This window comes from Streptomyces sp. NPDC041796 (assembly GCF_055590785.1).
This window is the reverse complement of record NZ_JBVJAH010000006.1, coordinates 60,843-84,882: the sequence shown is the minus strand read 5'-3', so window position 1 is coordinate 84,882 and position 24,040 is coordinate 60,843. Positions and strand designations below refer to the sequence as shown.

Below are 24,040 nucleotides of genomic sequence, written 5' to 3'. Positions count from 1 at the left end.
CCTGGCTTCTGCCGACCGGGCATCAGCCCTGGCTTCTGCCGACCGGCGACCGGCGGTCAGGCCTGGCTTCCGCCGGTCGGCGTCCTGGGCGTGGGGACCGACGGTCCCTCGTCGCCCGCGACCGCCCGGGTCGTGTTCCCGGAGGTGTGTCCGGCGTGCACCGCCTCGACGGCTCCCCCCGCCGCCAGTGCCAACGCCATGGCGAGTATTCCGGTCAACCTGCCCACCTTGCCGCGCATGTCCCACCCCTTGGATCGGTCCGTCCGTTGCCCTTGGCACTTCTGATACTGGCGCCGGTGGTTCCCGATCCCGTCCCCTTTCCTTCCTTTCCCTCAGGACGTCGTCACCGCGGCCGCCCGCTCCTCCGTCTCCTTCTCCTTCTCCGTCTCCTCGGGCTCGCTACCGCGCAGCGCCCGCAGATCGACCCATCGCACGGTGAACAGCGTCAGCAGGACCGGGAGTACTCCGCCGAGGACGAACAGCCAGACGATGAAGTCACGGTCCGGGCTCAGGCCGGCCAGCACCGCCGACAGCGGTACGAGGGCCAGTGAGCCCAGCCAGTCGATGCTGATGACCCGGCCTCGGACGGCGTTGGGCACCGAGGTCTGTACGAGGGTCGACCAGTACACGTTGCCGACGGTGGAGAAGAACCCGTACATGGCGCCCAGCGGAAGCAGCATCCAGAAGGACGGTACGAAGACCATCAGCGCGAGCGGGGCGGCACCGGCCGTCCAGGCGAGCAGCATCCGGCGGGGGTAGTCGCGGGGCGGCTTGTGCGAGGCGAGCAGCAACGACCCGACCACCGCCGCGATACCGGTGACGGCGATGAGCGTGCCGTAGTCGCGGGCGTCGCCGCCCAGGTCGTTGTGGATCACGAACGGCAGGAGGACCTGGCGCGGTCCCGACTGGAGCAGCAGGACCACGCCCGACCAGACGATCAGGACCCACAGCCAGCGCTCACTGAAGAGATAGCGCAGTGCCTCGCGGTACGGGACCGGCGCGGCGTCTGCCCCTTCGCCACCGGCCACGCCACCGGCCACGTCACCGGCCACGTCACCGGCCACGCCGTCGTCCGCGCCGCCCGGCCCCGCCACGGCGGCGGGCGCCGGTGCGGGCCGGGGTACGACGATCATCGCCACGCACGCGGCCGCGATGCCGAAGCTGGCCGCGTTCAGGACGATGATGCTGAGCGAGTCGATCAGCGAGATGAGCAGTCCCCCGACCGCCGGTCCGACCATCCTGACGGCCAGTGAGCGTACGACGGATTCCATCGCGTTGGCGGCGTGCAGGTCGTCCCTCGGCACCAGATCCGGTGTGAAGGCGTCGGAGGCGGGGCCACTGATCGCCGCGGCCGCGCCCAGCACGAAGGCGGCGCCGACGAGCTGCCAGATCTCCAGACGTCCGGTCACATGGATGACGGCGAGCGAGGTGAGGACGGTGAAGGCGGCGGCGTACGACCAGCCGATGACCAGCTTGCGCGGATAGCGGTCGGCGAGTGCCCCGCCGATCAGGACGCAGGAGATGAGGCCGACCGACTCGGCGCCCACCACCATCGCCAGGTCGGAGCTGTTGCCGCCCAGATCCATCGCGACCCAGGGGAGGGCGACCAGCCAGACGCCGTCCCCCAGCATGCTGATGACGAAGGAGATGAAGAGCAGTCGGTAGTTCCTGTGCCGCAAGGGGGCCAATGACGTGGACAGGGACAGCATCGGGATTCCCAACTCCGGGAGAGCACCCGGACGGTGAGGACGGGGGAACGCGTGGAGCCGTGGACGCGGCCGGCTTGTCGCGGCGGCCGCGCCCACGGTCGTGGGGAGGGGTGACGTGAGTGGAGGAGAAACGGCGCGGGGGGCCGGTCCGGCGGAGGGGGCCCGCCGGGTCCCTCGGGGCGGGATCAGGAGGCGGCGGGCACCTTCTTGCGCAGCGCGATCCGGATCTCCTTGCCGTCCTTGCCCTTGATCATCATCACGGACGGCGTGGAGTGGGTGACCGGCAGCTCCCGCAGCTGCTTCTGGTCGGCGACCCGGGCCTCGTAGTACTCGCGGCTCGCCGGCACGGTGTTGGCCCGCAGCGACGGGATCGGACGCTTGGCGACCGGCCAGTCGATGACGTCGTTGCCCGGGTGGTACTCGCTGCCGTCCTCGGGGAGGAGGGTGCGCGGCCGGTTGACCGTGTAGACGTTCTCCAGGTGCTCGAAGGCGTGGCCGACGCCCGGCGGGATCAGCAGGTAGCGCTCCGGGTCGGGGAAGAACCGGTAGGTGATGTCCGCTCCGTACGTCGGTGAGTCCACCCGTGTGTCGATGAGGTGGAGGGTGACCTCCTGGTCGCGGGGCCCGGCGAAGGTCAGCCGGTCCTCCTGGCCCAGGTGGATTCCGTACGCGTCGTGCGTGTAGCCCGTCTCGCCGTGGTCGATGAAGTACAGCGGGTGGCGGTCCAGGAGAGCGGAGAAGCCGGACTCGGGGCCGGAGGAGATCACCGGGTGCCGCACCCAGCCGACGCCGAAGACCTCGGCCAGGGGCTCCCAGTTCTTCCTCTCGCTCCGCTGGAGCAGCCGGCGCAGCTCGACCCGGCGGACGCTGCCGTCGGCCAGCCGTACGTCGCGGGTGACGGGGTACTCGTACGCCACCTTGGGGATCATGGCGCGCTGCTGCGCGGCGACCATGTCGTACCAGAGTTCGCTCGCGGGGTGGGAGTTGGGCTTGTAGAGCGGGAGGTCCTCGTCGGCGACGTTCAGCGGGAGGTTGATGATGTCCGCGTCCGGCTGCCAGTCGAGGGTGCCGTGCACCCATTCCTCGGGGTCGGGGAGGAAGAGCTCGTAGGAGTTGATCGTGTTGACGGACTCCAGGCCGTCGAAGGTGTGGGCCACACCCGGCGGGATGTAGAGCGCGCGGGCGGAGCCCGGTGCCCATGTGTGCCGCTCGCGGACCCCGGCCGTCGGGGACCCCTCGCGGCAGTCGATGAAGTGGCCGGTGATGGTGCCGGTGCTGGGGCCGAGGAAGGTCAGGACGTCTGCCTGGCCGAGGTGAATACCGTAATGCCCGTAACTGAATTCCGTCTCGCCGTGGAATACGAGGGTCGCCGGCCGCAGTGTCGGAAAGGGGACGACGTAGGAATCGTTCCCGTTCTCGATCCGCCAGTTTTTCTGCCAGCAAAGTCCATCAATGGAGAACGACTCGTTCACAACAGTCCTCTTTCTTTCGTCGTGTCGACCGGAGGCCGGGGCGGGGCCGGACGGGCGATCCGGTGCGGTCGCGCGGTTCCGGGTACGGAAACGGGGTTCCGGGCGGAAACACGGTTCCGGTACGGAAACGCGGTTCCGGGGCGGCCCGGTCCCGGACGCGGAGGTCCGGGACCGGGCCGTACCGCCCCGTACCGCGTCAGGCGAGGATCTCGACCTCGTAGCCCGCGGCCTCGGCGGCGGCGCGCAGGTCCTCGATGGAGGTGGTCGGGAGCTCGTCGAAGATCTCCGCGACGGCCGCCTGCTTGATGCCGGCCAGCGAGGCGGAGAGGCGAGCCGCCTGGTCGGCGCCCTCGAACTTGGTGAACGCCAGGTTCGTCAGCAGCGTCTGCAGGGCCTCGTCACCGGAGGCGGCGGCCTCACGGAGCTTCGCCACGGTCTCGTCGTTCACGCCGCTCCAGTCGGCGTCGAACTGCGCGCCGGAGGCGTACAGACCGGTCAGCATCTGGTGGGCCTCGGTGGTCGTGATCGCCTTGCTGTTCATGGTCGACTCCTTATTCGCCGAGCACGGTCACGGTATTTCCGCTTTTCGGGGCGGTCCGTGTTGGTGATTGAATTTCAACAGTCGGCGGGGGGTCCGGTCAATGAATCCCTCATCGCCTTACGGGAATTCGGCATTCGGACATTCCGATGGGTCGGGTCCGGCGTACGGAAAAGGCCTGGTGCATCACGCCGCGGCGGCTCCCCGCTCCTGGGCCAGGAACGCGCCGGCCTGGTCGATGAACAGCCGCATCTCACGGGTGAGGGAGGTGCGCCGGCGGCGGACGAGCTGGGTGAACACCTCGAAGGGCGGCCGCCAGGCCAGCGGCACGAGCACACCGGCCGCCATGTCCTCCTGAACGGCGACCTCGGACAGCAACCCGACGCCGAGACCGGCCGCCGCCCACCGCTTGGTCGACTCGACGGTCCCCGACTCCAGCAGCGGTACGGGCGCGCCCGGCCGGCTGCGCAACTCCGCCTCCAGCAGCCTGCGGTGGCCGCGCCCGCACTCCGGCGCCAGGATGGGGACGCCCCGCAGGTCCGCCGAGGTGACCCGCGCCCGGCCCGCCAGTGGGTGGCGGGGGGCGGCGACCGCGACCAGGGGCTCGGGGCCGAGGACCTCGCTGTCCACACCGCTGTGCCGGGTCTCGGCCGACATCAGCATCCCGAGGTCGACGGTCCCCTGCCGCAGGGCGTGCAGGGTCTCCGCCCCGGAGCCCGGTCTGAGCACCAACTGGAGGTCCGGGTACCGGTGGTGGAAGTACTCCAGGACGGGCGGCAGGCGGTAGGTGGCGAGCGACTCCATGGTGCCGATGACCAACTGCCCCGACGGCTCGGGCGGACCGGCCGTCGCGCCGCGCGCCTCGTCGGCCAGGGTCAGCAGACGTTCGGCGTACGGCAGCAGCCGCTGCCCGGCCGGGGTGAGCCGGACCTGTCGGCCGGAGAGCCGCTCGAACAGCTCGACGCCCAGGGAGTTCTCCAGTCCTCTGATCTGGCCGGTGACGCTGGACTGCGCGTAGTTGAGTTCGGCCGCCGCCCGGCTGAAGCTGAGCAGCGTGGCGGCCCTCTGGAAGGTCGTGAGCTGGCGTATGTCCACCTGTCGTCTGTCCTCCGGGTCGTGGCGTTGCGCTGTCTTCCCTGGTTGAGACCGGGTTCGGGTCATGGGCTGTGGGTGCGGTCGGTGGCGGTCGCGCCGGCCGTGCCGGCCTCGTGGCTTTCGTGGTTCTCCTGGTTCTCGTGGCCGTCGGGCGGCGCCCCCAGCAGCCGCCGGGCGGCGGCCAGGTGTCGGGCGGCTTCCTCGGGCCCGTCCCCGACGACGACCACCCGCGCGGAGCGGCCCGGCCGTGGCCGTACGTCGACGGCATGCACGTACGGCAGGGCCCGCAGCGCGCCGATGGCGGAACCGTCGGGGCCCCCGCCCCCGGGCAGTCGGACGAAGCCGGTCATGGCGGTGCGGCGAGGGCTGGGCGTGGGCAGGAGGCCGCCGGTGAGCGCCCGGAAGGACTCGGCCTCCAGGTCGATCCCGCAGGCCAGCTCGACCAGCAGGGGAACGCGGTCCCCGCCGAAGCCGGCGCGCGAGGCGAGAACGCGGGGCCCGTCCGGAGTCCGCACCACCTGGGTGTGCGCGGGACCGCACTCGAAACCGGCCAGGTCCAGCACGGCGCACACCGCGGACCGGATCTCCGCCTCGGCACGGGCACCGAGCGGCGCGGGATGGACGTGCGAGACCGTCTCGAAGTGGGGCGGGCCCGTGGTCCGGGTGGCGATGATGCCGGCGACCTGGTGCATCCCGTCGACGCTGAGCGTCTCGACGGCGTACTGGGGGCCCGGAAGGTACTCCTCGACGAGGAAGGGCCCGGGCACGGCATGGGCCGCCACCGCACGTTCCCAGTCGCCGACGCCGTACGCGTCACCCACCAGCGCCGCGCCGCACCGGCCCGAAACGGCGGCGGACTTGACGACGACGGGGTCGCCCGCGAACCGCGCCACCGCCGCCCGTACCCCGGCGGTGTCGGCTGCCCTTTCGGCGCGTACCCGGAGACGGGGGTAGGTCCGCAACAGCTCCCGCATCGCGGCCCGGTCGCTGAGCAGCCGCATCGCGTGCGGGGGGTTGGCGCCGAGCCCCAGGGTCGCGGCCTCCGCCAGGACGGGGACCATGGCGCGGGCGCCGCCCAGGTGCATCACATGGGTGACCCGGTGCTCGCGGGCGGTGCGGGCGATGAGGGCCCGCAGGCCCGTCTCGTCGTCCAGGTCGGCCAGCAGCAGCCGCTCGGAGTGCCGGGCCACCTCGTCCAGGTAGGCCCGGTCGCGCAGCGCGGGGTCCCACACCGACCAGACCCGGCATCCGGCTTCGGCTGCGGTGCGCACGAGCCGGTCCGAGGGCAGCACCATCAGGATGCGTTCCGCGGACCGGGTGTCCGGCAGGGTGCCGGACAGGGAGTCCGTCATGGGCCGGCCCTCCTCCATCGACTGCGGCGAGTCTGGCCGGTCCGCTTCCCGATCCGTTCCCTCGTGGTTCCGGCCCCGTGGGAACCGGCGCTGCGACGATGTGGGAATGAGCGCACCGGATGACGACGGCCCCGAGGAAACCCGCCCTGTGGAAGAGGAAACCCGCCTTGAGGAAACCCGCCCTGTGGAAGAGGAAACCCGCCTTGAGGAAAGCCGTCTTGAGGAAAGCCGTCTTGAGGAAACCCGCCGCCACCTGCTGGACCTGGCCGCCCGCTCACCGGACGACGCCGACGTGGCGTACCGCACGGCCTGCGTCCACGACCGGCTGGGCCTGGAGGCGGAGGCGGTCCCGTTCTACGAGCGCTGCCTGACCGGAACCGGCCTCCCGGCCGAGGACCGCCGCGGCGCCTTCCTCGGCCTCGGCAGCACCTACCGGGTGCTCGGCCAGTACCCACGCGCCGTCGACACCCTCCGCCGCGGCGTGGCGGAGTACCCCGACGACGGCGGCCTCCGGGCCTTCCTCGCCATGGCGCTGTACAACACGGGCGATCACCACGAGGCCATGCGGATCCTGCTGGACCTGCTGGCCACGACCAGCCACGACCCGTCCGTCCAGCAGTACCGCCGTGCCATCGCCCTCTACGCCAAGGACCTCGACGCCACGGGATGACGACGGCACGTCGAGGGAGCCACCTGAGCCCGAGGTAAAGAATCATTGACATCATGTATGCGTTTCTTTACGCTCCTCAATGTCAAGTTTGTTTTACGTGGGGGAGGGCGAGTGGCGTTCGAAGAGAAGCGCGCATGGATCATGGCGGTGGTCGCGGTCGGGGCCTACCTGGCCTACGTCGGCGTGATCCTGGGGCGCGCGCAGGGCATCCCCCTCGCCGAGGTGACGTACGCGGCGACGCTGCTGTGGAGCGTCGGGGCCGCGATCGCCGCGGCGATCGCGCTCACCATCCTGGCCGCGGTCGCCTCCCCCGAGGAGGCCAACAAGAAGGACCAGCGCGACAGGGAGATCAGCCGGTTCGGTGAATACGCCGGACAGTCGTTCCTGGTCGTCGGCGGCGTGGCGGTCCTGGTGCTCTCGATGGCCGAGGCCGACCACTTCTGGATCGCCAACACGATCTATCTGGCGTTCGTTCTCTCCGCCGCCCTGGGGTCGGCCGCGAAAATCGCCGCCTACAGGTGGGGTTTCCAGCCGTGGTGAAGCCGACCCGCGTCACGAACCAGATCCGCTCCCTCCGGTTCGCCCACGGAGAGATGACCCAGGCGGAGCTGGCGGACCGCCTCGGCGTGACCCGTCAGACCGTCATCGCCATCGAGAAGGGCCGCTATTCGCCCTCCCTCGAAATGGCGTTCCAGATCGCCCGCGTGTTCAAGGTCCGCCTCGACGAGGTCTTCCAGTACCCGGGCAACGAAGGAGAGACGCCATGAAAGCCATCGCGCACGACAGGTACGGCTCCTCCGAGGTACTGGAGCTCCGGGACGTCGACCAACCGACTGCACCGGGCGAAGCGGACGTACTGATACGGGTGCACGCGGCCGCCGTCGACGCGGGCGTCTGGCACCTCATGACGGGCCTGCCGTACCTGCTCCGGCTCATGGGGTTCGGCCTCCGCGCCCCCAAGGTCCCGGTCCGGGGCCGCGAGGTGGCGGGCCGCGTCGAGGCCGTGGGCGCCGCGGTGACCCTGTTCCGGCCGGGCGACGACGTGTTCGGCTTCTGCGAGGGTGCCTTCGCCGAGTACGTGTGCGCCCCCGAGGACCGGTTCGTCGCGAAGCCCGCGAACCTCACCGCCGAGCAGGCCGCCGCCGTCCCCATCTCCGCCGTCACCGCCCTCCAGGCCCTCCGGGACGCGGGCCGCGTCCAGCCGGGCCAGAAGGTCCTGGTCATCGGCGCGGCGGGCGGAGTGGGTACGTACGCGGTCCAACTGGCCAAGGCGTTCGGCGCGGACGTCACCGGCGTGTGCAGCACCACCAAGACGGAACTGGTCCGCTCGATCGGCGCCGACCGGGTCATCGACTACACCCGCGACGACCTCACCGCCGGCGGCCACCGCTACGACCTCGTCGTCGACACCGCCGGCAACCGCCCCCTCTCCCAGCTCCGGCGCGTCCTCACCCCCCGAGGGACCCTGGTCCTCGTCGGAGGCGAGAACGGAGGCCGCTGGCTCGGCGGCACCGACCGCGTCCTGCGGGCGCTGCTGCTCTCCCCGTTCGTGGGTCAGAAGCTGCGCGGTCTGTTCTCGGCGGAGCGCCAGGAGGACCTCCAGACGCTGAAGGACCTCATCGAGGCGGGCCGTCTGACCCCGGTCATCGACCGCACCTACCCCTTGGCCGACACCCCGGAGGCCATCCGGTACTGGGAACGGGGCCACGCGCGCGGCAAGGTCGTCATCACCGTCTGACGGTCGGGCCCGGCCGTCGCGCGCTCCGCGTGTTCCGCGTGTTCGAGAAGGGCGCCCCCCATGCCTGAGCTGCCGGACGTCGAGGGATTCCGTGAGGTGCTCGAATCGTGCGCGAAGGGCAGGGTCGTCCAGCGCGTCGAGGTGCGCGACGCGGGCGTATTGCACGGGGTGAGCGCGCGGCGGCTGCGCGACGCGCTGGAGGGCCGCCGGATCACGAAGGCGGAGCGGCACGGGAAGTGGCTGCTCGCCCGCACCGGCGGCGGCCCCACGCTCGTGCTGCACTTCGGTATGACCGGCCTGCTGGTCTGCGGCCACCCCGACGAGCCGGCCGGGACCCACGACCGTGTCCTGTTCACCGTCGGGGACGGTCGTCAGCTCCGCTACCGCGACCAGCGCAAACTCCAGGGGCTGTGGCTGGCCGACGACGTCGGCGTCGAACGGCTCCTGGAGCACCAGGGACCCGACGCCCTGGAGGTGGGCCGCGCGGAGTTCGAGGCCGCGCTCTCCGCACGCCGCGGCCGCGTCAAGACCGTCCTCACCGACCAGTCCGTCCTGGCCGGACTCGGCAATCTGCTCGCCGACGAGATCCTGTGGCGCGCGGGACTGCGCCCCACCCGCCGGGCGAGCGACCTCACCGGGGCCGAACGCCGTCGCCTCTACACACACATGCGGCGCACCCTGCGCTCCGCGGTCACCGCGGGCCGGGTCCCGCCGCGCGACTCCTGGCTCACCGGCCACCGCGACGCCCCCGCCCCGGCCTGCCCCCGCTGCGGCACCCCCCTGCACCGCTCCCGCATGGCCGGCCGCGGCACGGTGTGGTGCCCACGCTGCCAACCGGACGACTGAACGCCACGCCGCGTTCAGCCCCCACCGGGCCGCACCGGTCCACACCGACGGCGAACCGAGTCCGGCGCGACCGTGGAACGACGAAGGCCCAGCACCGATGTCGGTGCGGGCCTTCAGTCACGAGGGGAACGAGGTGCCTCGCGAAAACGACGCGGCACGTCTCCCCGTGCGCATGCGGGAAATTGCGAGCTGGGTAAGCTGGAAGAAGGACACGTCGTCTTGGCGACAAGGAGCCAGAAAGCCGCGATTCAGCGAGCGAGTATACCTTTGACTGGGTATACCGGACGCGTTCCCAGGCGACCAGGGCTGAGACCGGCCGGAGAATTCCCCCCCCGTTCAGCCGTCGGCCCGATTCCTCGGGATGACAGCTGACCTCCGGTGCCGTTGGCTCAGCTCGGTCCACCCGACAACCGGCCCTGCCAGGAGGTGGGTTTGGGGTGAACCAGCGACCGCGAAGCCAGGCCGCGACGGTCGCCGTGACCGTATGCGTCGTCGTGCTGATCGCGCTCTACTACACATTTCCGGAACAGCGGCTGATCTTCGTATGCATCGGAGCGGTCGGCGTCATCGGTATTTGCCTGGGCGTCTATTTCAACCGCCCGGCGCATCGACTTCCTTGGCTGCTGCTCGCCGCCGGGAATCTCGCCTTCGCCGCGGGCCAAGCCACCCAGATCGTCCTCATCGAGACGCACGCCGAACAGTTGCCGTTTCCGTCGATCCACGACGGCTTCTATCTCGCGGCATATCCGCTCTATGCGGCCGGGCTGCTGGGCTTCGTCCATTGGCGCACGGGGTGGCGCGACCGGGCGAGCCTCGTCGACGCGCTGACGCTGACGGTCGGTCTGGCACTGCTGGTGTGGCTCTACCTCATCGAGCCCTACGCCCAGGCCTCGGGCCTCACTTGGATACAGAAGGCGTTCTCCATCGCCTATCCGCTCGGCGACATCCTCGTCCTGGCGATGCTGCTGCGCCTGCTCGCCGGCCGGGGCGGCAAGAGCCTCTCGCTCCTCCTGCTCACCACGGGCACCCTCGCCCTGCTCGCGGCGGACGTGGCATACGGCCTCATACAACTGCATGGGACCTGGCGCACGGGTACCGCGGTCGATCTCGGCTGGGCCGTCCTGTACGGCGCCTGGGCGGCCGCCGCGCTCCATCCATCCATGCGGTCGCTGACCCAGCCGGTGACCTGGCACGGTGAGACCGGCATGAGCCGGCTGAGCCTGCTCACCCTCGCGTCGCTGATCGCGCCGGCCATCCTCCTGACGGAGGCGGTGCGCGGGGCGAACGCCAACGTCGGCGTCATCGGGGTGTTCTCCGCGGTGCTCTTCATCCTCGTGCTGTACCGCCTGTCGGGCGTGGCGGCGACCCACCGGCAGGCAGTGGGACGGGAGAAGGTGCTGCGCAAGGCGGTGTCGTCGCTGGGCGGGGCGGGTGATCCACGGGATGTGGCCACTGCCGTCCTCTCCGCGGTGACAGAGCTGATGTCGCACGGCCCGCCGCGTTCCGCGCTGCTCACCGTGCCGGACAACACGCTCTGGCTGGACCGGATGCACGGCGGCGTACGAGGTCCCCTGACCGCGCCGGTGACCGCAACGGTCCGGGAACTGATGGCGTCGGGCGGGACCCGCCTGGTGACGCTCGACGGGGTGGGGCCCGAGCTCGCCTCCCACCTCACGGGCCAGGACGGGGAGCCGACCCGCACCAGCCATGCCCTGGTCTGCCCGCTCACCTCGCAGGATCACCCGTCGGGCGATCCGCTGATCGGAGCACTGATCGTGACCGGGGACGAGCGGAACCTGCTTGTGCTCCGCGAAACGCTGGCAACTCTCGCAGCGCAGGCGGCACTCGCCGTGGCGCGGGTCGCCCTCGCCCAGGAGGTCAACCGGCGCAACAGCGAGATGTACTTCCGCACACTGGTGCAGAACGCCTCCGACGTCATTCTGATCCTCGACGACGACCGGGTCCGTTACGCCAGCCCGTCCGCCGAACAGATGCTCGGAGTCGCCCACCTCGAGGGGGCGCACATCGTCGATCTGGTGCCGCCGCAGGACAGCCGCACGGTGGCCGACACGCTCGGACGGATACGAAGCCGCGAATACCACAGCCGGAGCGAGCACTGGCGCATGGTCCGCGCCGACCGGGCGACCATCGAGGTCGAGGTGAGGTGGAGCGACCTGCGGGAGGAGGCCACCGTCGGCGGGGTGGTGCTCACCCTGCGGGACGTGACCGAACAGCGAAAGCTCGAACGCGAACTCACCCACCAGGCGTTCCATGACTCGCTCACCGGCCTGGCCAACCGTGTGCTCTTCGAGGAGCGCGTCAACCACGCCCTCGTACAGGCCCAGCGCGACGGCACGGTGGTCGGCGTGCTCTTCGTCGACGTGGACGACTTCAAAGTCGTCAACGACATACACGGCCACGGTGTGGGCGACGAACTCCTCGTCGCGCTGTCGCTCCGGCTGCAGACCGCCGTCCGTGCCTCCGACACCGCCGCCCGCATCGGCGGCGACGAGTTCGCCCTGCTGGTGGAGGGCTCCACCAGGCCGACGGGCGTGGAGCGGTTCACCGAACACGTGATGTCCGTGTTCGCGGAGCCGTTCCGGCTCAGTGTGGGGCCGTTGAGCACGTACGCCAGCGTCGGCGTCGCGACGACGGAGGACAGCGTCGACTCGGTCGAACTGCTGACGCACGCCGATCTCGCGCTGTACGCGGCGAAGACGGCGGGCAAGCGCCAGTGGCGCCGGTATCACCCGGAGCTGCAGCGCGGCATGGCTGAGCGTGCCCGGTTGCAGGAAGGGCTGGACAGTTCGTCGATCGAAACCTCCTTCATGGTGCTTTACCAGCCCATCGTGGAGTTGGCCAGTGGGCGGATCGCCGGCTTCGAGGCGCTCGTTCGCTGGCCCCACTCCACACAGGGCATGGTGCTGCCGGAACAGTTCATCACGCTGGCCGAGGAGAGCGGGCAGATCGTTCCGCTCGGAGCGTGGGTGCTCGACCAGGCCGCGGCCGAGGCGGTCCGGTTGGAGGACTCCGTGCTGCGCGAGCGGACGGCCGACCGCGACGCCCCTTACGTCAGCGTGAACGTGTCTCCGCGTCAGTTCCGGGACGAGGAGTTCTACAACGTGATCCGGCGCGCTCTGGAGTTTTCCGGAATCGAACCGTCGTCCCTTGTACTGGAACTGACCGAAAATGTGTTGATGTACAACGATGAACGGATTCTGGCCGAGATGAGTTCGCTCACCGACCTCGGTATCCGTATCGCGATCGACGACTTCGGAACGGGCTACTCGTCGCTGAGCTATCTGCGGGAGTTTCCGATCTCGATACTCAAGATCGACAAGTCGTTCGTCGACGAACTCGGGCGCTCACCCGAACAGTACGCCCTGGTCGAGGGCATCACGCATCTCGCAGACACACTCGGCCTCACCGTGATCGCCGAGGGAGTGGAGGACGTGAGGCAGCAGGAGTCGCTGATCGCCATGGGCTGCCGGTTCGGCCAGGGATACCTCTTCGCCGAGCCGGTCGGTGCCGAGGAGGCGGAGCACCTCGTCATCGCGCCACCGCTCGGCCGGCTGCCCGGACTGCGCGGAACAGCCGTGGGCAGGAAGCCGTGATGGCGGCGGCCCTCTCCCGCGAGCGGCGCGGGTCGTGCTCCGTAGTACTCCGCGCAAGGCGGGAGACCCAAGGTGCCGGAACGTGATCGACCGTCGACGGAGTCGGCTGCACTGTGTGTCGTACTGCGCAACGACGAGGAACAGTACGCGATCTGGCCTGCCGATCGCCGGCTTCCGGCCGGGTGGCGCCGGGTCGGCGGGCCGGAGACCGCCGGGTGGTGCGCGGGCCTGGTCGACCGCCTGTGGACCGACATGCGGCCCGCGAGCGCCCGCGCCGAGCGGCGGCCCCAGGAGTCCTGGCCGAGCAGTGTGCCCGAGCTGATCCGGGAACGGGCGCGGCGGGAGCCGTCCGCTCTCGCGGTTCTCTCGGACGAGGGCCGGCTCAGCTACGCGGAGCTGACCGGCCGCGCCGACCGGCTTGCCCGACGGCTGCGGGAGGCGGGCGTCGACGCGGCGTCCGTCGTCACCGTGTGCCTCGACCGCGTGCCCGAGCTCGTCGTCACGCTGCTGGCGGTGCTGAGCTCCGGCGGCGCGTTCCTGCCCCTCGACCCCGCGACACCACGGCAACGGATGGCCGGACTGGCCGGGGAGACCGGTTCACGCCTCATCGTCTCCGACCGCGAGCACGCCCCGATGTTCGCCGAGCGCGAGGCGCGGATCATCCACCCCGGGGAACCGGCCCCGCCGGCCCCGGGGCCGACCCCGGAGCCGACCCCGGAGCCCCGGCCGGACGACCTCGCCTACGTGATCTACACCTCCGGATCCACCGGGCCTCCCAAAGGAGTGATGATCAGTCACGGGTCGCTGGCACACTCCCTCACCGCGGTGGCCCGGGCCTACGAACTGACGCCCGGCGACCGGGTGCTGCACGCCGCGGCGCTCGGCTTCGACACCTCGGTGGAGCAGATCTTCGCCACGCTGCTCAGCGGCGCGACACTCGTCCTCGCGGGAACACATACGTGGGCGCCCACCGACCTGCTGCACCGCTTCCCGGAGCACGGGATCACCGTCGCCGACCTGACCCCCGCCTACTGGCATCGGATCGTCTCCGCCCCGGACCACGACGAGGCCCTCGCGTCGCTGAGGCTCGCCATCGTCGGCGGCGAGATCGTCCATACGAAGGACTGCCGCGCCATACTGCACCGGATCCCCGGCGCCCGGCTCGTCAACGCCTACGGGCTCACCGAGACCACCATCACCTCCACGCTCTGCGACCTGAACGAGGAAGTGCTCGCCGCGCCGGACACCGCCCTCGCCCCGGTCGGCAGGCCCCTGGAGGGGACTCAGGTCCACGTGCTCGACGCCGAACTGCACCCGGTGCCGCCGGGCGAGCGCGGCGAGATCTATATCGGCGGTCCGGGGCTGGCGCGTGGTATCTGGCACCAACCTTCCCTGACCGCACAGCAGTTCCTGCCCGACCCGCACGGCTCGACACCCGGCGACCGGATGTACCGCACCGGGGATCTGGGGCGCCGGCGTTCGGACGGCAACCTGGAAGTCCTCGGCCGGGTCGACGACCAGATAAAGATCCGCGGGTTCCGGGTCGACCCGGCCGAGGTCGAGGCCGCGCTCGGTGCCCACCCGGAGATCGGCCAGGCGATGGTGGTGGCCCGGACACGCGGCAGCGGCGACCGGGACCTCGTCGCCTACGTCACGCCGGCTTCGCCGCCGGCCGGCGGCGAGGCGGTGCTGCGCGCACGGCTGCGGTCGGCACTTGCCCAGGTACTGCCCGGCTACATGATCCCGGCGACCTTCCACGCGGTGGAGCGGCTGCCCGTCACGCCCGGAGGAAAGCTCGACCGCAAGGCCCTGCCGGAACCCGTGACCGCGGCGCCGACGACCGGCGCCGACGACCGTCCCGTGCCGCAGGGAATGGCCCAGTTGTGGAGCCAGATCCTGGGTGTGGACTACGTCCGCCCGCACGACGACTTCTTCGAGCTGGGCGGCAACTCCCTCCTGGCCATGGAGATGCTCGCCCGGACCCGCGTCGTATTCGGCATCGGCATCACACAGATCCGCGACCTGACCCGTTCACTGCTGCGGTATCCGACGCTCGCCGCGTTCGCCGAGTCCGTGCGGAAGGCGCGTGCCGGGACGCTGGCCCACCCGGACGGCGGGAGCGTCGACTTCACCGCCGAGACCGACCGGCGCCTTCCGGAAGTGGGTCGTGGCGCACCGGCTCCGGCCCCCCGGCCCCCCGGCGACGTCCTCCTCACCGGGGCCACGGGGTTCTGCGGGGCGTACATGATCGACGAACTACTGCGCAGGACGACCGGGCGGGTCCTGTGCCTGGTCAGGGCCTCCGACGAACAGCACGGCCTGGAACGGATCCGGGTGAGTCACCAGCGGCACGCCCTCAGCGATCTGTCCAGCGATCGTGTCCAGCCGGTCGTCGGCGACCTGGGCAAGCCCGGGCTGGGGCTGTCACCCAGCCGGTTCGAGGAGCTCGGATCGACGATCGACGCCGTGTACCACTTCGGTGGCCACGTCAACTTCATCTACCCGTACCACGAGTTGCGCGCGGTCAATGTCGACGGAACATTCGAGATCATCCGCCTCGCCGCCGGCCGTGCCGTTCCCGTCCACTTCACCTCCAGCATGGCGGTGCTCGCCGGATTCGGGCCCGCCGGGGTGCGCGAGGTGACGGAGAGCACCCCGTTGCGCTTCCCCGAATACCTGTCGGTGGGATACGTGGAGACCAAATGGGTCGGCGAGGCGCTGTTGCGGAGGGCGTCCGACGCGGGCCTGCCGGTCGCCGTCTACCGCCTGATGGACGTCACGGGCAGCAGCGGAACCGGCGTGATGAACACCAGCAGCGAGATGGCCGCCCTCATCGACTTCATCGCGCGGACCGGGCTGTGCCCGGCCGTCCCGCTGCCGCTGGACTTCCTGCCGGCCGACCAGCTCGCCCGCGCCGTCGGACACATCTCCACCCGCCATCCCGCCCGCGGCGAGGTCTACCACATCACCAACCCCCGCCCCGCATTGTTGAGCTCGCTCGCTGAGCGCCTTCGCCGACGGGGTTACCCGGTCCAGGAGATCTCGTACGCCGAGTGGATCGCCGCTCTGGTGAAGTACGCGGCCGGGCACCCCACCGACCCGATCACGCCGTTCGTCCCGCTCTTCGTCGACCGGTGCGCGCACGCCGACATCACCGTGAGCGAAATGTACTTCCAGGGCGTTTTCACGGAGTTCACCCGCGACAACGCTGAGCGGGCCCTGGCGGACAGCGGGATCGACATTCCGCCGGTGGACGCGCAGATGATGGACCGCTACATCGACTTCCTCCAGCGGTCCGGCGCCGTCCGCCCGGTGAGGAGCCAAGGGCGGGAAGCGGCACGGTGGTGAGCCGATGCCCTCGCTGGGAGGCGCTGGACGTGCTGGACGCGGCTCGCGACGGTCCGGTGGCCTTCTGCGCCGACCTCAGCCCCGCCGGCCTCCTGGCGGCGTACCGCGCCGGGGTCTATCCGTTCCCGGCGTCCGACGACTACACCCGCGTCCTCAACGAGGTGGTTTACGCCGACCAGGTCGACGAGGGCCGCATTCCGCTCGTGGGGGAGGAACTCGTGGGGGAGGAGTCAGACGATCCCTACGCCGTCTCCTGGTGGTCGCCCGACCCCAGGCCGGTGCTGCCCGTCTCGGCCGCGCACGTGAGCCGCAGCCTCGCCCGGCGGCTGCGCAATCGGCTGGCCTGGTCGACCAGCCTGGACCAGAGGTTCGAGCAGGTCGTCCGCGCATGCCGGGCCGACCGCGACCCGTTGTGGCTCACCGACGAGCTGATCGCAAGCCTGCTGCGCCTTCACGAGCTGGGTCACGCTCACAGTGTCGAAGTGTGGGAGGGCGGCGAGCTGATCGGCGGCGTCTTCGGCCTCCAGGTCGGGTCCGTCGTCAGCATGGACTCGATGTTCTTCCACCGTCCCGGTGCCTCGAAAGTCGCGGTGGCCGACCTCGCGGCGCGTTTCGCCCAGGCCGGCGGCACGCTGCTCGACGCCCAGCGGGACAGCCCGCACGTCCGCGGCCTGGGCGCCCTTCTCGTACCTCGAGAGCAGTACGTGCGACACCTCCGGCGCGCCGCGTGCGACAGCCTCCCGATGATGCCCGCCGCCACCTTGCCCGCCCGCCGTCTCACCCCGCCGACGGGGTCGCGATGAGCGCGTTCGCCGCACTGCCCGCCCGGGCGATCGACGGACTCGGGATCCACCGTGCCGCCCGCTACGGCTGTGAGGACGGTGGAGTCGTCCCGGTGGTGGTCCGACCCGCGCTGCGACCGATCGGCACTTCTCCGGTCGTGGGGCCACCGGACGGCGGGCAGGTGACCTCCACGCCGATGGCCTCGTGCCCGACCCGGGTCATGGCCACGGGCGTGCGGGAAGCCCAGGTGGCGGGGCCCCGACCGTCGCGGCGTGTGCCGGGCATTCCTGAACGGTCGGCCCTGGGCGCCCCGAAAGTCGCAGCCGCGGCCATACCGCAACCACCGAACGACGAAGGACCCGGCCGCGATGCGGTCGGGTCCTTGTCTGCCCTGGTGGGCGGCTGCGGAGGATACGAGATTCGAACTCGTGAGGGGTTGCCCCCAACACGCTTTCCAAGCGTGCGCCCTAGGCCTCTAGGCGAATCCTCCGCCGCAAACAATACAAGACGTTGAGGAGTGCTCGCGAACCCGTTCCCCCGGGACCGTCCGAGAGCGCCCGCGGGGGTTCCCGGACGCCAGGGGGGTGCCCACGGGGGCGCTCGGCATCGGGTAAGCTGGGCGCAGCCCCTCACGTGGCGCTATCTGACTGAACTCCCCCAGGGCCGGAAGGCAGCAAGGGTAGGTCGGCTCTGGCGGGTGCGTGAGGGGCGCTTGCGTTGTCGGGGGCGGGTTCGGTGGGCCGGGCCGATTGTCGGTGGGGCCCGATATCGTCGTAAGGGTGTCGTCCCTTGCGCTGTACCGCCGCTATCGTCCCGAGTCCTTCGCCGAGGTCATCGGGCAGGAGCATGTCACCGACCCGCTGCAGCAGGCCCTGCGGAACAACCGGGTCAACCACGCGTACCTGTTCAGCGGGCCGCGGGGGTGCGGGAAGACGACCAGCGCACGGATCCTGGCCCGCTGTCTGAACTGTGAGCAGGGCCCCACGCCCACCCCCTGCGGGGAGTGCCAGTCCTGTCGGGACCTGGCGAGGAACGGGCCGGGGTCGATCGACGTCATCGAGATCGACGCCGCCTCGCACGGTGGCGTGGACGACGCCCGTGACCTGCGGGAAAAGGCCTTCTTCGGGCCCGCGAGCAGCCGGTACAAGATCTACATCATCGACGAGGCCCACATGGTCACCTCGGCGGGCTTCAACGCCCTGCTGAAGGTGGTCGAGGAACCGCCGGAGCACCTCAAGTTCATCTTCGCGACGACCGAGCCCGAGAAGGTCATCGGGACCATCCGGTCGCGTACGCACCACTATCCGTTCCGGCTCGTGCCGCCCGGCACGCTGCGGGAGTACCTGGCGGAGGTGTGCGGCAAGGAGCAGATCCCCGTCGAGGACGGTGTGCTGCCGCTCGTGGTGCGCGCCGGTGCCGGGTCGGTGCGTGACTCGATGTCCGTCATGGACCAGCTGCTGGCCGGTGCCGCCGAGGACGGTGTGACATATGCCATGGCCACCGCGCTCCTCGGCTATACGGACGGTTCGCTGCTCGACTCGGTGGTGGACGCCTTCGCCGCCGGGGACGGCGCCGCCGCGTTCGAGGTGGTCGACCGGGTCATCGAGGGCGGCAACGACCCTCGGCGGTTCGTGGCCGACCTGCTGGAGCGGCTGCGCGACCTGGTGATCCTGGCCGCCGTGCCGGACGCCGCCGAGAAGGGGCTCATCGACGCGCCCACCGACGTGGTGGAGCGGATGCAGGCCCAGGCGTCCGTGCTCGGGGCCGCCGAGCTCAGCCGGGCCGCCGACATCGTGAACACCGGGCTGACCGAGATGCGCGGTGCCACCTCCCCCCGGCTCCAGCTCGAGCTGATCTGCGCACGCGTGCTGCTGCCCGCCGCGTTCACCGACGAGCGGTCGCTGCTGGCCCGGCTCGACCGGCTGGAGCGGGGCTCCGTGGTCCAGGGCGCCGCCTTCCAGGCGACGGGACCGGGGCCCGCCATGGGGTACGTACCCGGTCCCGAGGCCCACGCCCCCGTGCCGTCGGCCGCGCCCGTCGGCGGGCCGGCCGCCGCCCGCGCGGCGGTACAGGGCCCGGGCGACGCCCCCGCCCCGGCGACGGCACCCGCGCCCGCCCAGGTGCCCGCGCCCGCTCAGGTACCCGCTCCCGCCCCCGCGGACCCCGAACCGGCTCCCGCGCCCCCGGCACCCGCCGCGGCACGGCCCGGGGCGTGGCCGTCCGCCGCCGCGCCCGGGTCCCAGGAGCCGGGCAGCCGGCCGGGCGCCTGGCCCACCGCGTCCGCACCCCGCTCCTCCGCCCCGGCGCAGCAGGAGCCCTCGGCGCCCGCGCCCGTGTCCACGCCCGCGCCCGCAGGCGCCGCGCCCGCCTCCGCGCCCACCGGTGGCCCCGGTATGGCGCAGGGTGCCGCCCAGGTGCGGAACATGTGGCCGGACATCCTGGAGGCGGTCAAGAACCGCCGCCGCTTCACCTGGATCCTGCTCAGCCAGAACGCCCAGGTGGCCGGCTTCGACGGCACCACCCTCCAGCTCGGCTTCCTCAACGCCGGTGCCCGTGACAACTTCGCCGGCAGTGGCAGCGAGGACGTCCTGCGGCAGGCGCTGGCCGAGCAGTTCAACGTCCAGTGGAAGATCGAGGCGATCGTCGACCCCTCGGGCGGCTCCGCGCCCCCGCCGGCATCAGGCGGCGCGGGCGGCGGTGGCTACGGAGGCGGTGGTGGCTACGGCGGAAGCGGCGGTGGCGGTGGCTACGGCGGAGGCGGAGGCGGAGGCGGTGGCGGTGGCGGTGGCCGTCCGCCCCAGGCGTCCTCGCCCGCCGCCCAGGCCGCCCCGCAGGCCGCCGCCCGGCCCGTACAGCAGGCGTCCCAGGCGCAGGCGCCCCGGCAGGCCCCCGGCGCGGGGTCCGGCGCGCCCGCTCCGGAGCCTCCGCGGGCCCCGGCGGCCCGGCAGCCGGTCAGACCCGAGGACGACATGCCGGAGGACGACGACCCCGACCTCGTCGACTCGGCGCTCTCCGGCCACGAGCTGATCGTGCGCGAGCTCGGGGCGACGGTGGTGGAGGAATATACGAACGAGTAGCGGGGGCGTCCTCGGTGGCCCGCACAAAGATCGCCCCGCTCAGCGGGCTACCCTGGCTGGCGTGAAGGTCCTCGTCATCGGCGGCGGCGCCCGCGAACACGCCCTGTGCCGCTCTCTCTCCCTCGATCCCGACGTCACCGCTCTGCACTGCGCGCCCGGCAACGCCGGAATCGCGGAGGTCGCCGAGCTCCACCCGGTCGACGCCCTCGACGGGGCGGCCGTGGCCCGCCTCGCCGCCGACCTGGGCGCAGGTCTGGTCGTCGTCGGCCCGGAGGCACCGCTCGTCGCCGGTGTCGCCGACGCCGTACGGGCGGCCGGCATCCCCTGCTTCGGCCCCTCGAAGGAGGCCGCCCGGCTGGAGGGCTCCAAGGCGTTCGCGAAGGACGTGATGGCCGCCGCCGGCGTCCCCACGGCCCGTTCGTACGTCTGCACCGCCCACGACGAGATCGACGAGGCGCTCGACGCCTTCGGCGCCCCGTACGTCGTCAAGGACGACGGCCTCGCGGCCGGCAAGGGCGTCGTCGTCACCGGCGACGTCGAGCAGGCCCGCGCCCACGCCCGCTCCTGCGACCGCGTGGTCATCGAGGAGTACCTGGACGGTCCCGAGGTCTCCCTCTTCGCGATCACCGACGGCACCACCGTGCTGCCGCTCACCCCCGCCCAGGACTTCAAGCGCGCCCTCGACGGCGACGAGGGACCGAACACGGGTGGCATGGGCGCGTACTCGCCCCTCCCGTGGGCCGACCCCAAGCTGGTCGACGAGGTCATGGCGAGCGTCCTCCAGCCCACCGTCGACGAGCTGCGCCGCCGCGGCACCCCCTTCCAGGGACTGCTGTACGCGGGTCTCGCGATCACCTCGCGCGGTGTTCGGGTCATCGAGTTCAACGCCCGCTTCGGCGACCCCGAGACGCAGGTGGTCCTCGCCCGCCTCCGGACCCCGCTCGCCCGGGTCCTGCTGCACGCCGCCAATGGCACCCTCGACAGCGAGCCGCCGCTGACCTGGCGCGACGACGCCGCCGTCACCGTGGTCGTCGCCTCGCACAACTACCCCGGCACGCCGCGCACCGGTGACCCGATCGAGGGTCTCGACGAGGTCGCGGCGAAGGACGCGCCCCACGCGTACGTCCTGCACGCGGGGACCAGGCGGGACGGCGACGCGATCGTGAGCGCCGGTGGCCGTGTCCTGTCCGTCACCGCGACCGGCAAGGACCTCGCCGAGGCGCGGGAGCGGGCGTACGCGGCGGTCGGACGCATCCGTCTCGACGGCTCCCAGCACCGTACGGACATCGCGCGCAAGGCCGCCGGGGAGTGAACCGGGCGCGAGCGCGGGAGTGAACCGCGTGGTTCGCTGAACCGTCTTCACCTTTGCCCAAAGCCATTCCATCGAGTGACGGCTGGCCCATCCGGATGACGCCTGCCGGTGCCCCAACTAGGGTGCCGCGCAAGCGTTCCGGCACTTGGCCCACCGGCATTGCGATGTCAGTGGCGGGTGCCACAGTGGGGGAGTGACCAACACCGCCGCGAGGCAGTCCGCCGCAGGGCAGAAGGGGGTGACGTACGGCCGTGTCCGATTCCGGTACTCGTTTCGGGATGGGTGAGGAGCGAGGCGCGCGGGCCGCGCACGCCCGGGCCCTGGCCGTGCTGCGGGTCCGCAGCAGGGCGCTGGCCGTGGCGTTGCTGCCCGCCGCCTTCGCCGTCGTGCTGCTGGCCGGTGGCGCCACGGGCCACCTGTCCGGCGCGGGCTGGGACACCGCGCGCCGCGTGGTGTCGGTGCTCGCGGTGGTGGTCCTGCTGGCCGCCGCGGCGGTCGGGGCCGTGATCGCGCGGGCCAGGCCGGCGCTGACCCCGACGGTGGAGATCCCCCGGGAGTCGGCCCCCGACCTGTACCGGCTGGTGCAGGACCTGGCGGGCCGACTGGATGTGCCGGTGCCTTCCGGGATAGCGCTGACCCCGGACTGCGACAGCTGGCTGGAGGACCGTACGCACCCGGCGCACGGCAGGCCGCCCATACCGGGCGTGCACCGTTCCGACACCCCGCCCGTGCTGGTCATAGGGTCACCGTTCCTGTGGTGGATGCGGGTCGCCGAGCTCCGGGCCGTGCTGGCCCCCGTCGTCGCCGGTACGGGACCGTCGGCGCACCCCGACATAGCGGCGGCCCGCCGTTTCGTCCGGGGCCTCGACGCGGCGGTCGCGGTGGCGGACCGGCCGGGGCTCGATCCGGTACGGCGCCTGGGGGCACGGTTCGTCGGCACGGCGGTGCGGGCGCTGCTCCGCGGGTGCCGGGTCCACGCGGCCGAGATGGAGCGGGGTGTGGCGGCTGCCGCGTCGGAGCGTGCACAGGCTGTGGACTACGGCCTGCGGATCGTCGCCCAGGAGCAGGTCGGGCTGGCGTACGCGGGCTGGGACCGGCTGCTGACCCGGGTGGCCCTGCCCGCCTGGCGGATGGGCCGCTGGCCCTCCCGGCTGGACGCCGGCGTCGTCTCGGCGCTGACCGAACTGTCGCGGCGCGACCGGCTGGCGGAGGGCTTCGCCTCCCGGCTGGGTGAGCGCCCGGCGTGCGACCTGCTCGAAGAGCCCGGGCTCGTCGACGAGGCCACCTCACTGCTCGCCGCCCGCCTCTTCCACGGCGGGCCCGCCGAGGTGGGCCCCGACTGGGCGCCGGTGGACTGGCAGCAGTACCCGGACGAGGTCGTCGACCGCAAATGGCGTACGGAGGCGGCACGCCTCCACCGGGTCCTCGACCGTCTCGGTGTCGACCGGGAGGAGACGACGCTGGCCCGGGTCATGGACCACCTGGCCACCGCCCGGACCGGCGAGACGCTCGCCGCGGCCATCACCGCGGAGGTCTCCCGCGAGGCGCAGACCCGGGCGGCCCCCGAGACCCCCGTAGCCTCCGGTCAGGCGGCAGCGCCCGAACGGGTCGCCGTGGCGCACCAGCAGAGCCCCGTGGCCCCTCAGGAGCCCCTTGTGGGGCACCAGCAGACCCCCGTGGCCTCCCAGGCCCAGGAGCCCTATGTGGCCCCCGAACAGCCTCCCGCCGCCACCGAGCGCGCCCCCCTGACCTCCGCCTCCGACCCCGCCCTCGCGGCGCCTGCCGAGCGGACCGCAGACCAGGCCTCCGACCGGGCCCCCGTAGCCCCTGGCCCGGCCTCCATGGCGCCCGAAGAGCCCGAAGAGGGACAAGCAGCTCCCGAGCGGGCACCCCTGGCCTCCGGCCCGGCCCCCGCCGAGCAGAACCCCAGCCAGACCCCCCACCACGCCCCCACCGACCCGGCCCCCACCGACCCGGCCTCCCCGCTTCCGCCCCCGCCCGCGCCTTCGGCGGCCGGGCAGGGGGAGCGGCGCGACGGCTCGACCAGCGCGGCCATATCCGTCCCCGGCGACCTGGACCACGCCGCGTGGGGCCCTGGCGGCGACGAGCTGCCGCTGTTCCCGTTGCAGCCACCGCGCAGTGGGCGGGAGCTGCTGGCCGATCATGTGACGGCGATGGTGTGCTGCGCCGCCGTCGACACCGCCGGTGCGGCGCCGGGGCTGGACTGGCTCGACGGGCCGACCCTCCTCGTCGCCGGAAAGCGCCACCCCGACCTCGGCGCGCGGGTCCTGAGTCTCATAGAGGACGCCGATCCCGAGCCGCTCCGCGACTGGCTCACGACCGTCGGAGTCCGGCCGGAGAAGCCCGTCCGTCTGCTCTGAACGGCGGCGTCGGGAACCCCGTACGAGACGGCGGAAAGCCCCAGGGCGTCACAGAACGCTGCGAAACGCACGCGACCGGCGCGCCAGGAACGGAATGCCACGTTC

At 71.9% G+C, this 24,040-nt stretch carries 17 protein-coding genes, 1 tRNA gene and 1 other RNA gene; 12 read left to right on the top strand and 7 right to left on the bottom strand.

Features of this window, described 5'->3' with window-relative positions; all coding sequences use genetic code 11:
- Positions 1-56 precede the first annotated feature (56 nt).
- From ACZ6C1_RS13485 to ACZ6C1_RS13460, 6 genes are all read right to left on the bottom strand, one after another.
- On the bottom strand, positions 57-239 hold the full coding sequence (locus ACZ6C1_RS13485) for a hypothetical protein (RefSeq protein ID WP_469240521.1): 183 nt from the start codon (positions 237-239) through the stop codon (positions 57-59).
- A 93-nt stretch (positions 240-332) separates the two neighbouring features.
- A complete protein-coding gene (locus ACZ6C1_RS13480; RefSeq protein WP_469240519.1) occupies positions 333-1,709 on the bottom strand; it encodes an MFS transporter in 1,377 nt (458 codons plus the stop codon).
- Between the two features lie 185 nt (positions 1,710-1,894).
- The gene (locus ACZ6C1_RS13475) at positions 1,895-3,181 is read right to left on the bottom strand and encodes a hypothetical protein (protein ID WP_469240517.1); all 1,287 of its coding nucleotides are present in this window, start codon (positions 3,179-3,181) and stop codon (positions 1,895-1,897) included.
- A 196-nt stretch (positions 3,182-3,377) separates the two neighbouring features.
- Positions 3,378-3,722 carry a hypothetical protein gene (locus ACZ6C1_RS13470; RefSeq protein WP_469240515.1) on the bottom strand — a complete coding sequence of 115 codons (345 nt, stop codon included), beginning with the start codon at positions 3,720-3,722 and terminating at the stop codon, positions 3,378-3,380.
- 183 nt (positions 3,723-3,905) lie between these two features.
- Positions 3,906-4,814 (bottom strand): LysR family transcriptional regulator, encoded by a 909-nt coding sequence (locus ACZ6C1_RS13465; RefSeq protein WP_469240513.1) that lies wholly within the window; start codon positions 4,812-4,814, stop codon positions 3,906-3,908.
- A 62-nt stretch (positions 4,815-4,876) separates the two neighbouring features.
- Positions 4,877-6,166 (bottom strand): ATP-grasp domain-containing protein, encoded by a 1,290-nt coding sequence (locus ACZ6C1_RS13460; protein WP_469240511.1) that lies wholly within the window; start codon positions 6,164-6,166, stop codon positions 4,877-4,879.
- Positions 6,167-6,350: 184 nt separating this feature from the next.
- Between ACZ6C1_RS13460 and ACZ6C1_RS13455 the strand changes: the two genes are divergently transcribed.
- The 8 genes from ACZ6C1_RS13455 (at position 6,351) to ACZ6C1_RS13420 (ending at position 17,185) form a co-directional block, all read left to right on the top strand.
- Positions 6,351-6,836, top strand: coding sequence for a tetratricopeptide repeat protein (locus ACZ6C1_RS13455; RefSeq protein ID WP_469240509.1), 486 nt, complete (start codon positions 6,351-6,353; stop codon positions 6,834-6,836).
- 111 nt (positions 6,837-6,947) lie between these two features.
- A complete protein-coding gene (locus ACZ6C1_RS13450) occupies positions 6,948-7,376 on the top strand; it encodes a hypothetical protein (RefSeq protein WP_469240507.1) in 429 nt (142 codons plus the stop codon).
- Positions 7,370-7,603, top strand: a complete 234-nt coding sequence (locus tag ACZ6C1_RS13445; RefSeq protein WP_469240505.1) for a helix-turn-helix transcriptional regulator — start codon at positions 7,370-7,372, stop codon at positions 7,601-7,603. Before ACZ6C1_RS13450 ends, ACZ6C1_RS13445 begins: the two co-directional genes overlap by 7 nt.
- Positions 7,600-8,574 (top strand): NAD(P)-dependent alcohol dehydrogenase, encoded by a 975-nt coding sequence (locus ACZ6C1_RS13440; RefSeq protein WP_469240503.1) that lies wholly within the window; start codon positions 7,600-7,602, stop codon positions 8,572-8,574. The genes ACZ6C1_RS13445 and ACZ6C1_RS13440 overlap by 4 nt, the downstream gene beginning before the upstream one ends.
- Before the next feature lie 60 nt (positions 8,575-8,634).
- Entirely contained in the window at positions 8,635-9,420 is a 786-nt protein-coding gene (locus tag ACZ6C1_RS13435; protein WP_469240501.1) for an Fpg/Nei family DNA glycosylase, read from the top strand.
- A gap of 437 nt (positions 9,421-9,857) precedes the next feature.
- Positions 9,858-13,034 (top strand): putative bifunctional diguanylate cyclase/phosphodiesterase, encoded by a 3,177-nt coding sequence (locus tag ACZ6C1_RS13430; protein ID WP_469240499.1) that lies wholly within the window; start codon positions 9,858-9,860, stop codon positions 13,032-13,034.
- Between the two features lie 72 nt (positions 13,035-13,106).
- Positions 13,107-16,382 (top strand): amino acid adenylation domain-containing protein, encoded by a 3,276-nt coding sequence (locus ACZ6C1_RS13425; protein ID WP_469240497.1) that lies wholly within the window; start codon positions 13,107-13,109, stop codon positions 16,380-16,382.
- The gene (locus ACZ6C1_RS13420) at positions 16,379-17,185 is read left to right on the top strand and encodes a leucyl/phenylalanyl-tRNA--protein transferase (protein WP_469240495.1); all 807 of its coding nucleotides are present in this window, start codon (positions 16,379-16,381) and stop codon (positions 17,183-17,185) included. The genes ACZ6C1_RS13425 and ACZ6C1_RS13420 overlap by 4 nt, the downstream gene beginning before the upstream one ends.
- A 385-nt stretch (positions 17,186-17,570) precedes the next feature.
- Here the strand turns inward: ACZ6C1_RS13420 and ACZ6C1_RS13415 are convergent.
- Positions 17,571-17,655 (bottom strand) — tRNA-Ser (locus ACZ6C1_RS13415).
- A gap of 130 nt (positions 17,656-17,785) precedes the next feature.
- On the opposite strand from ACZ6C1_RS13415, the gene ffs reads away from it, so the two are divergent.
- The 4 genes from ffs (at position 17,786) to ACZ6C1_RS13395 (ending at position 23,935) form a co-directional block, all read left to right on the top strand.
- Positions 17,786-17,884, top strand: an RNA gene (ffs, locus tag ACZ6C1_RS13410) — signal recognition particle sRNA small type.
- Between the two features lie 60 nt (positions 17,885-17,944).
- Positions 17,945-20,242, top strand: a complete 2,298-nt coding sequence (locus tag ACZ6C1_RS13405; RefSeq protein WP_469240493.1) for a DNA polymerase III subunit gamma and tau — start codon at positions 17,945-17,947, stop codon at positions 20,240-20,242.
- Positions 20,243-20,303: 61 nt separating this feature from the next.
- Complete coding sequence (gene purD, locus ACZ6C1_RS13400) at positions 20,304-21,554, top strand: phosphoribosylamine--glycine ligase (protein WP_469240491.1); 1,251 nt, start codon at positions 20,304-20,306, stop codon at positions 21,552-21,554.
- Between the two features lie 278 nt (positions 21,555-21,832).
- The gene (locus ACZ6C1_RS13395) at positions 21,833-23,935 is read left to right on the top strand and encodes a hypothetical protein (protein WP_469240489.1); all 2,103 of its coding nucleotides are present in this window, start codon (positions 21,833-21,835) and stop codon (positions 23,933-23,935) included.
- The last annotated feature ends 105 nt before the right edge of the window (positions 23,936-24,040 follow it).

Bases quoted from the DNA above. Each gene is read 5' to 3' on its own strand.
- ACZ6C1_RS13485 (WP_469240521.1), bottom strand. From the start codon at position 239: ATGCGCGGCAAGGTGGGCAGGTTGACCGGAATACTCGCCATGGCGTTG.
- ACZ6C1_RS13480 (WP_469240519.1), bottom strand. From the start codon at position 1,709: ATGCTGTCCCTGTCCACGTCATTGGCCCCCTTGCGGCACAGGAACTAC.
- ACZ6C1_RS13470 (WP_469240515.1), bottom strand. From the start codon at position 3,722: ATGAACAGCAAGGCGATCACGACCACCGAGGCCCACCAGATGCTGACC.
- ACZ6C1_RS13460 (WP_469240511.1), bottom strand. From the start codon at position 6,166: ATGACGGACTCCCTGTCCGGCACCCTGCCGGACACCCGGTCCGCGGAA.
- ACZ6C1_RS13440 (WP_469240503.1), top strand. From the start codon at position 7,600: ATGAAAGCCATCGCGCACGACAGGTACGGCTCCTCCGAGGTACTGGAG.
- ACZ6C1_RS13435 (WP_469240501.1), top strand. From the start codon at position 8,635: ATGCCTGAGCTGCCGGACGTCGAGGGATTCCGTGAGGTGCTCGAATCG.
- ACZ6C1_RS13395 (WP_469240489.1), top strand. From the start codon at position 21,833: ATGGGTGAGGAGCGAGGCGCGCGGGCCGCGCACGCCCGGGCCCTGGCC.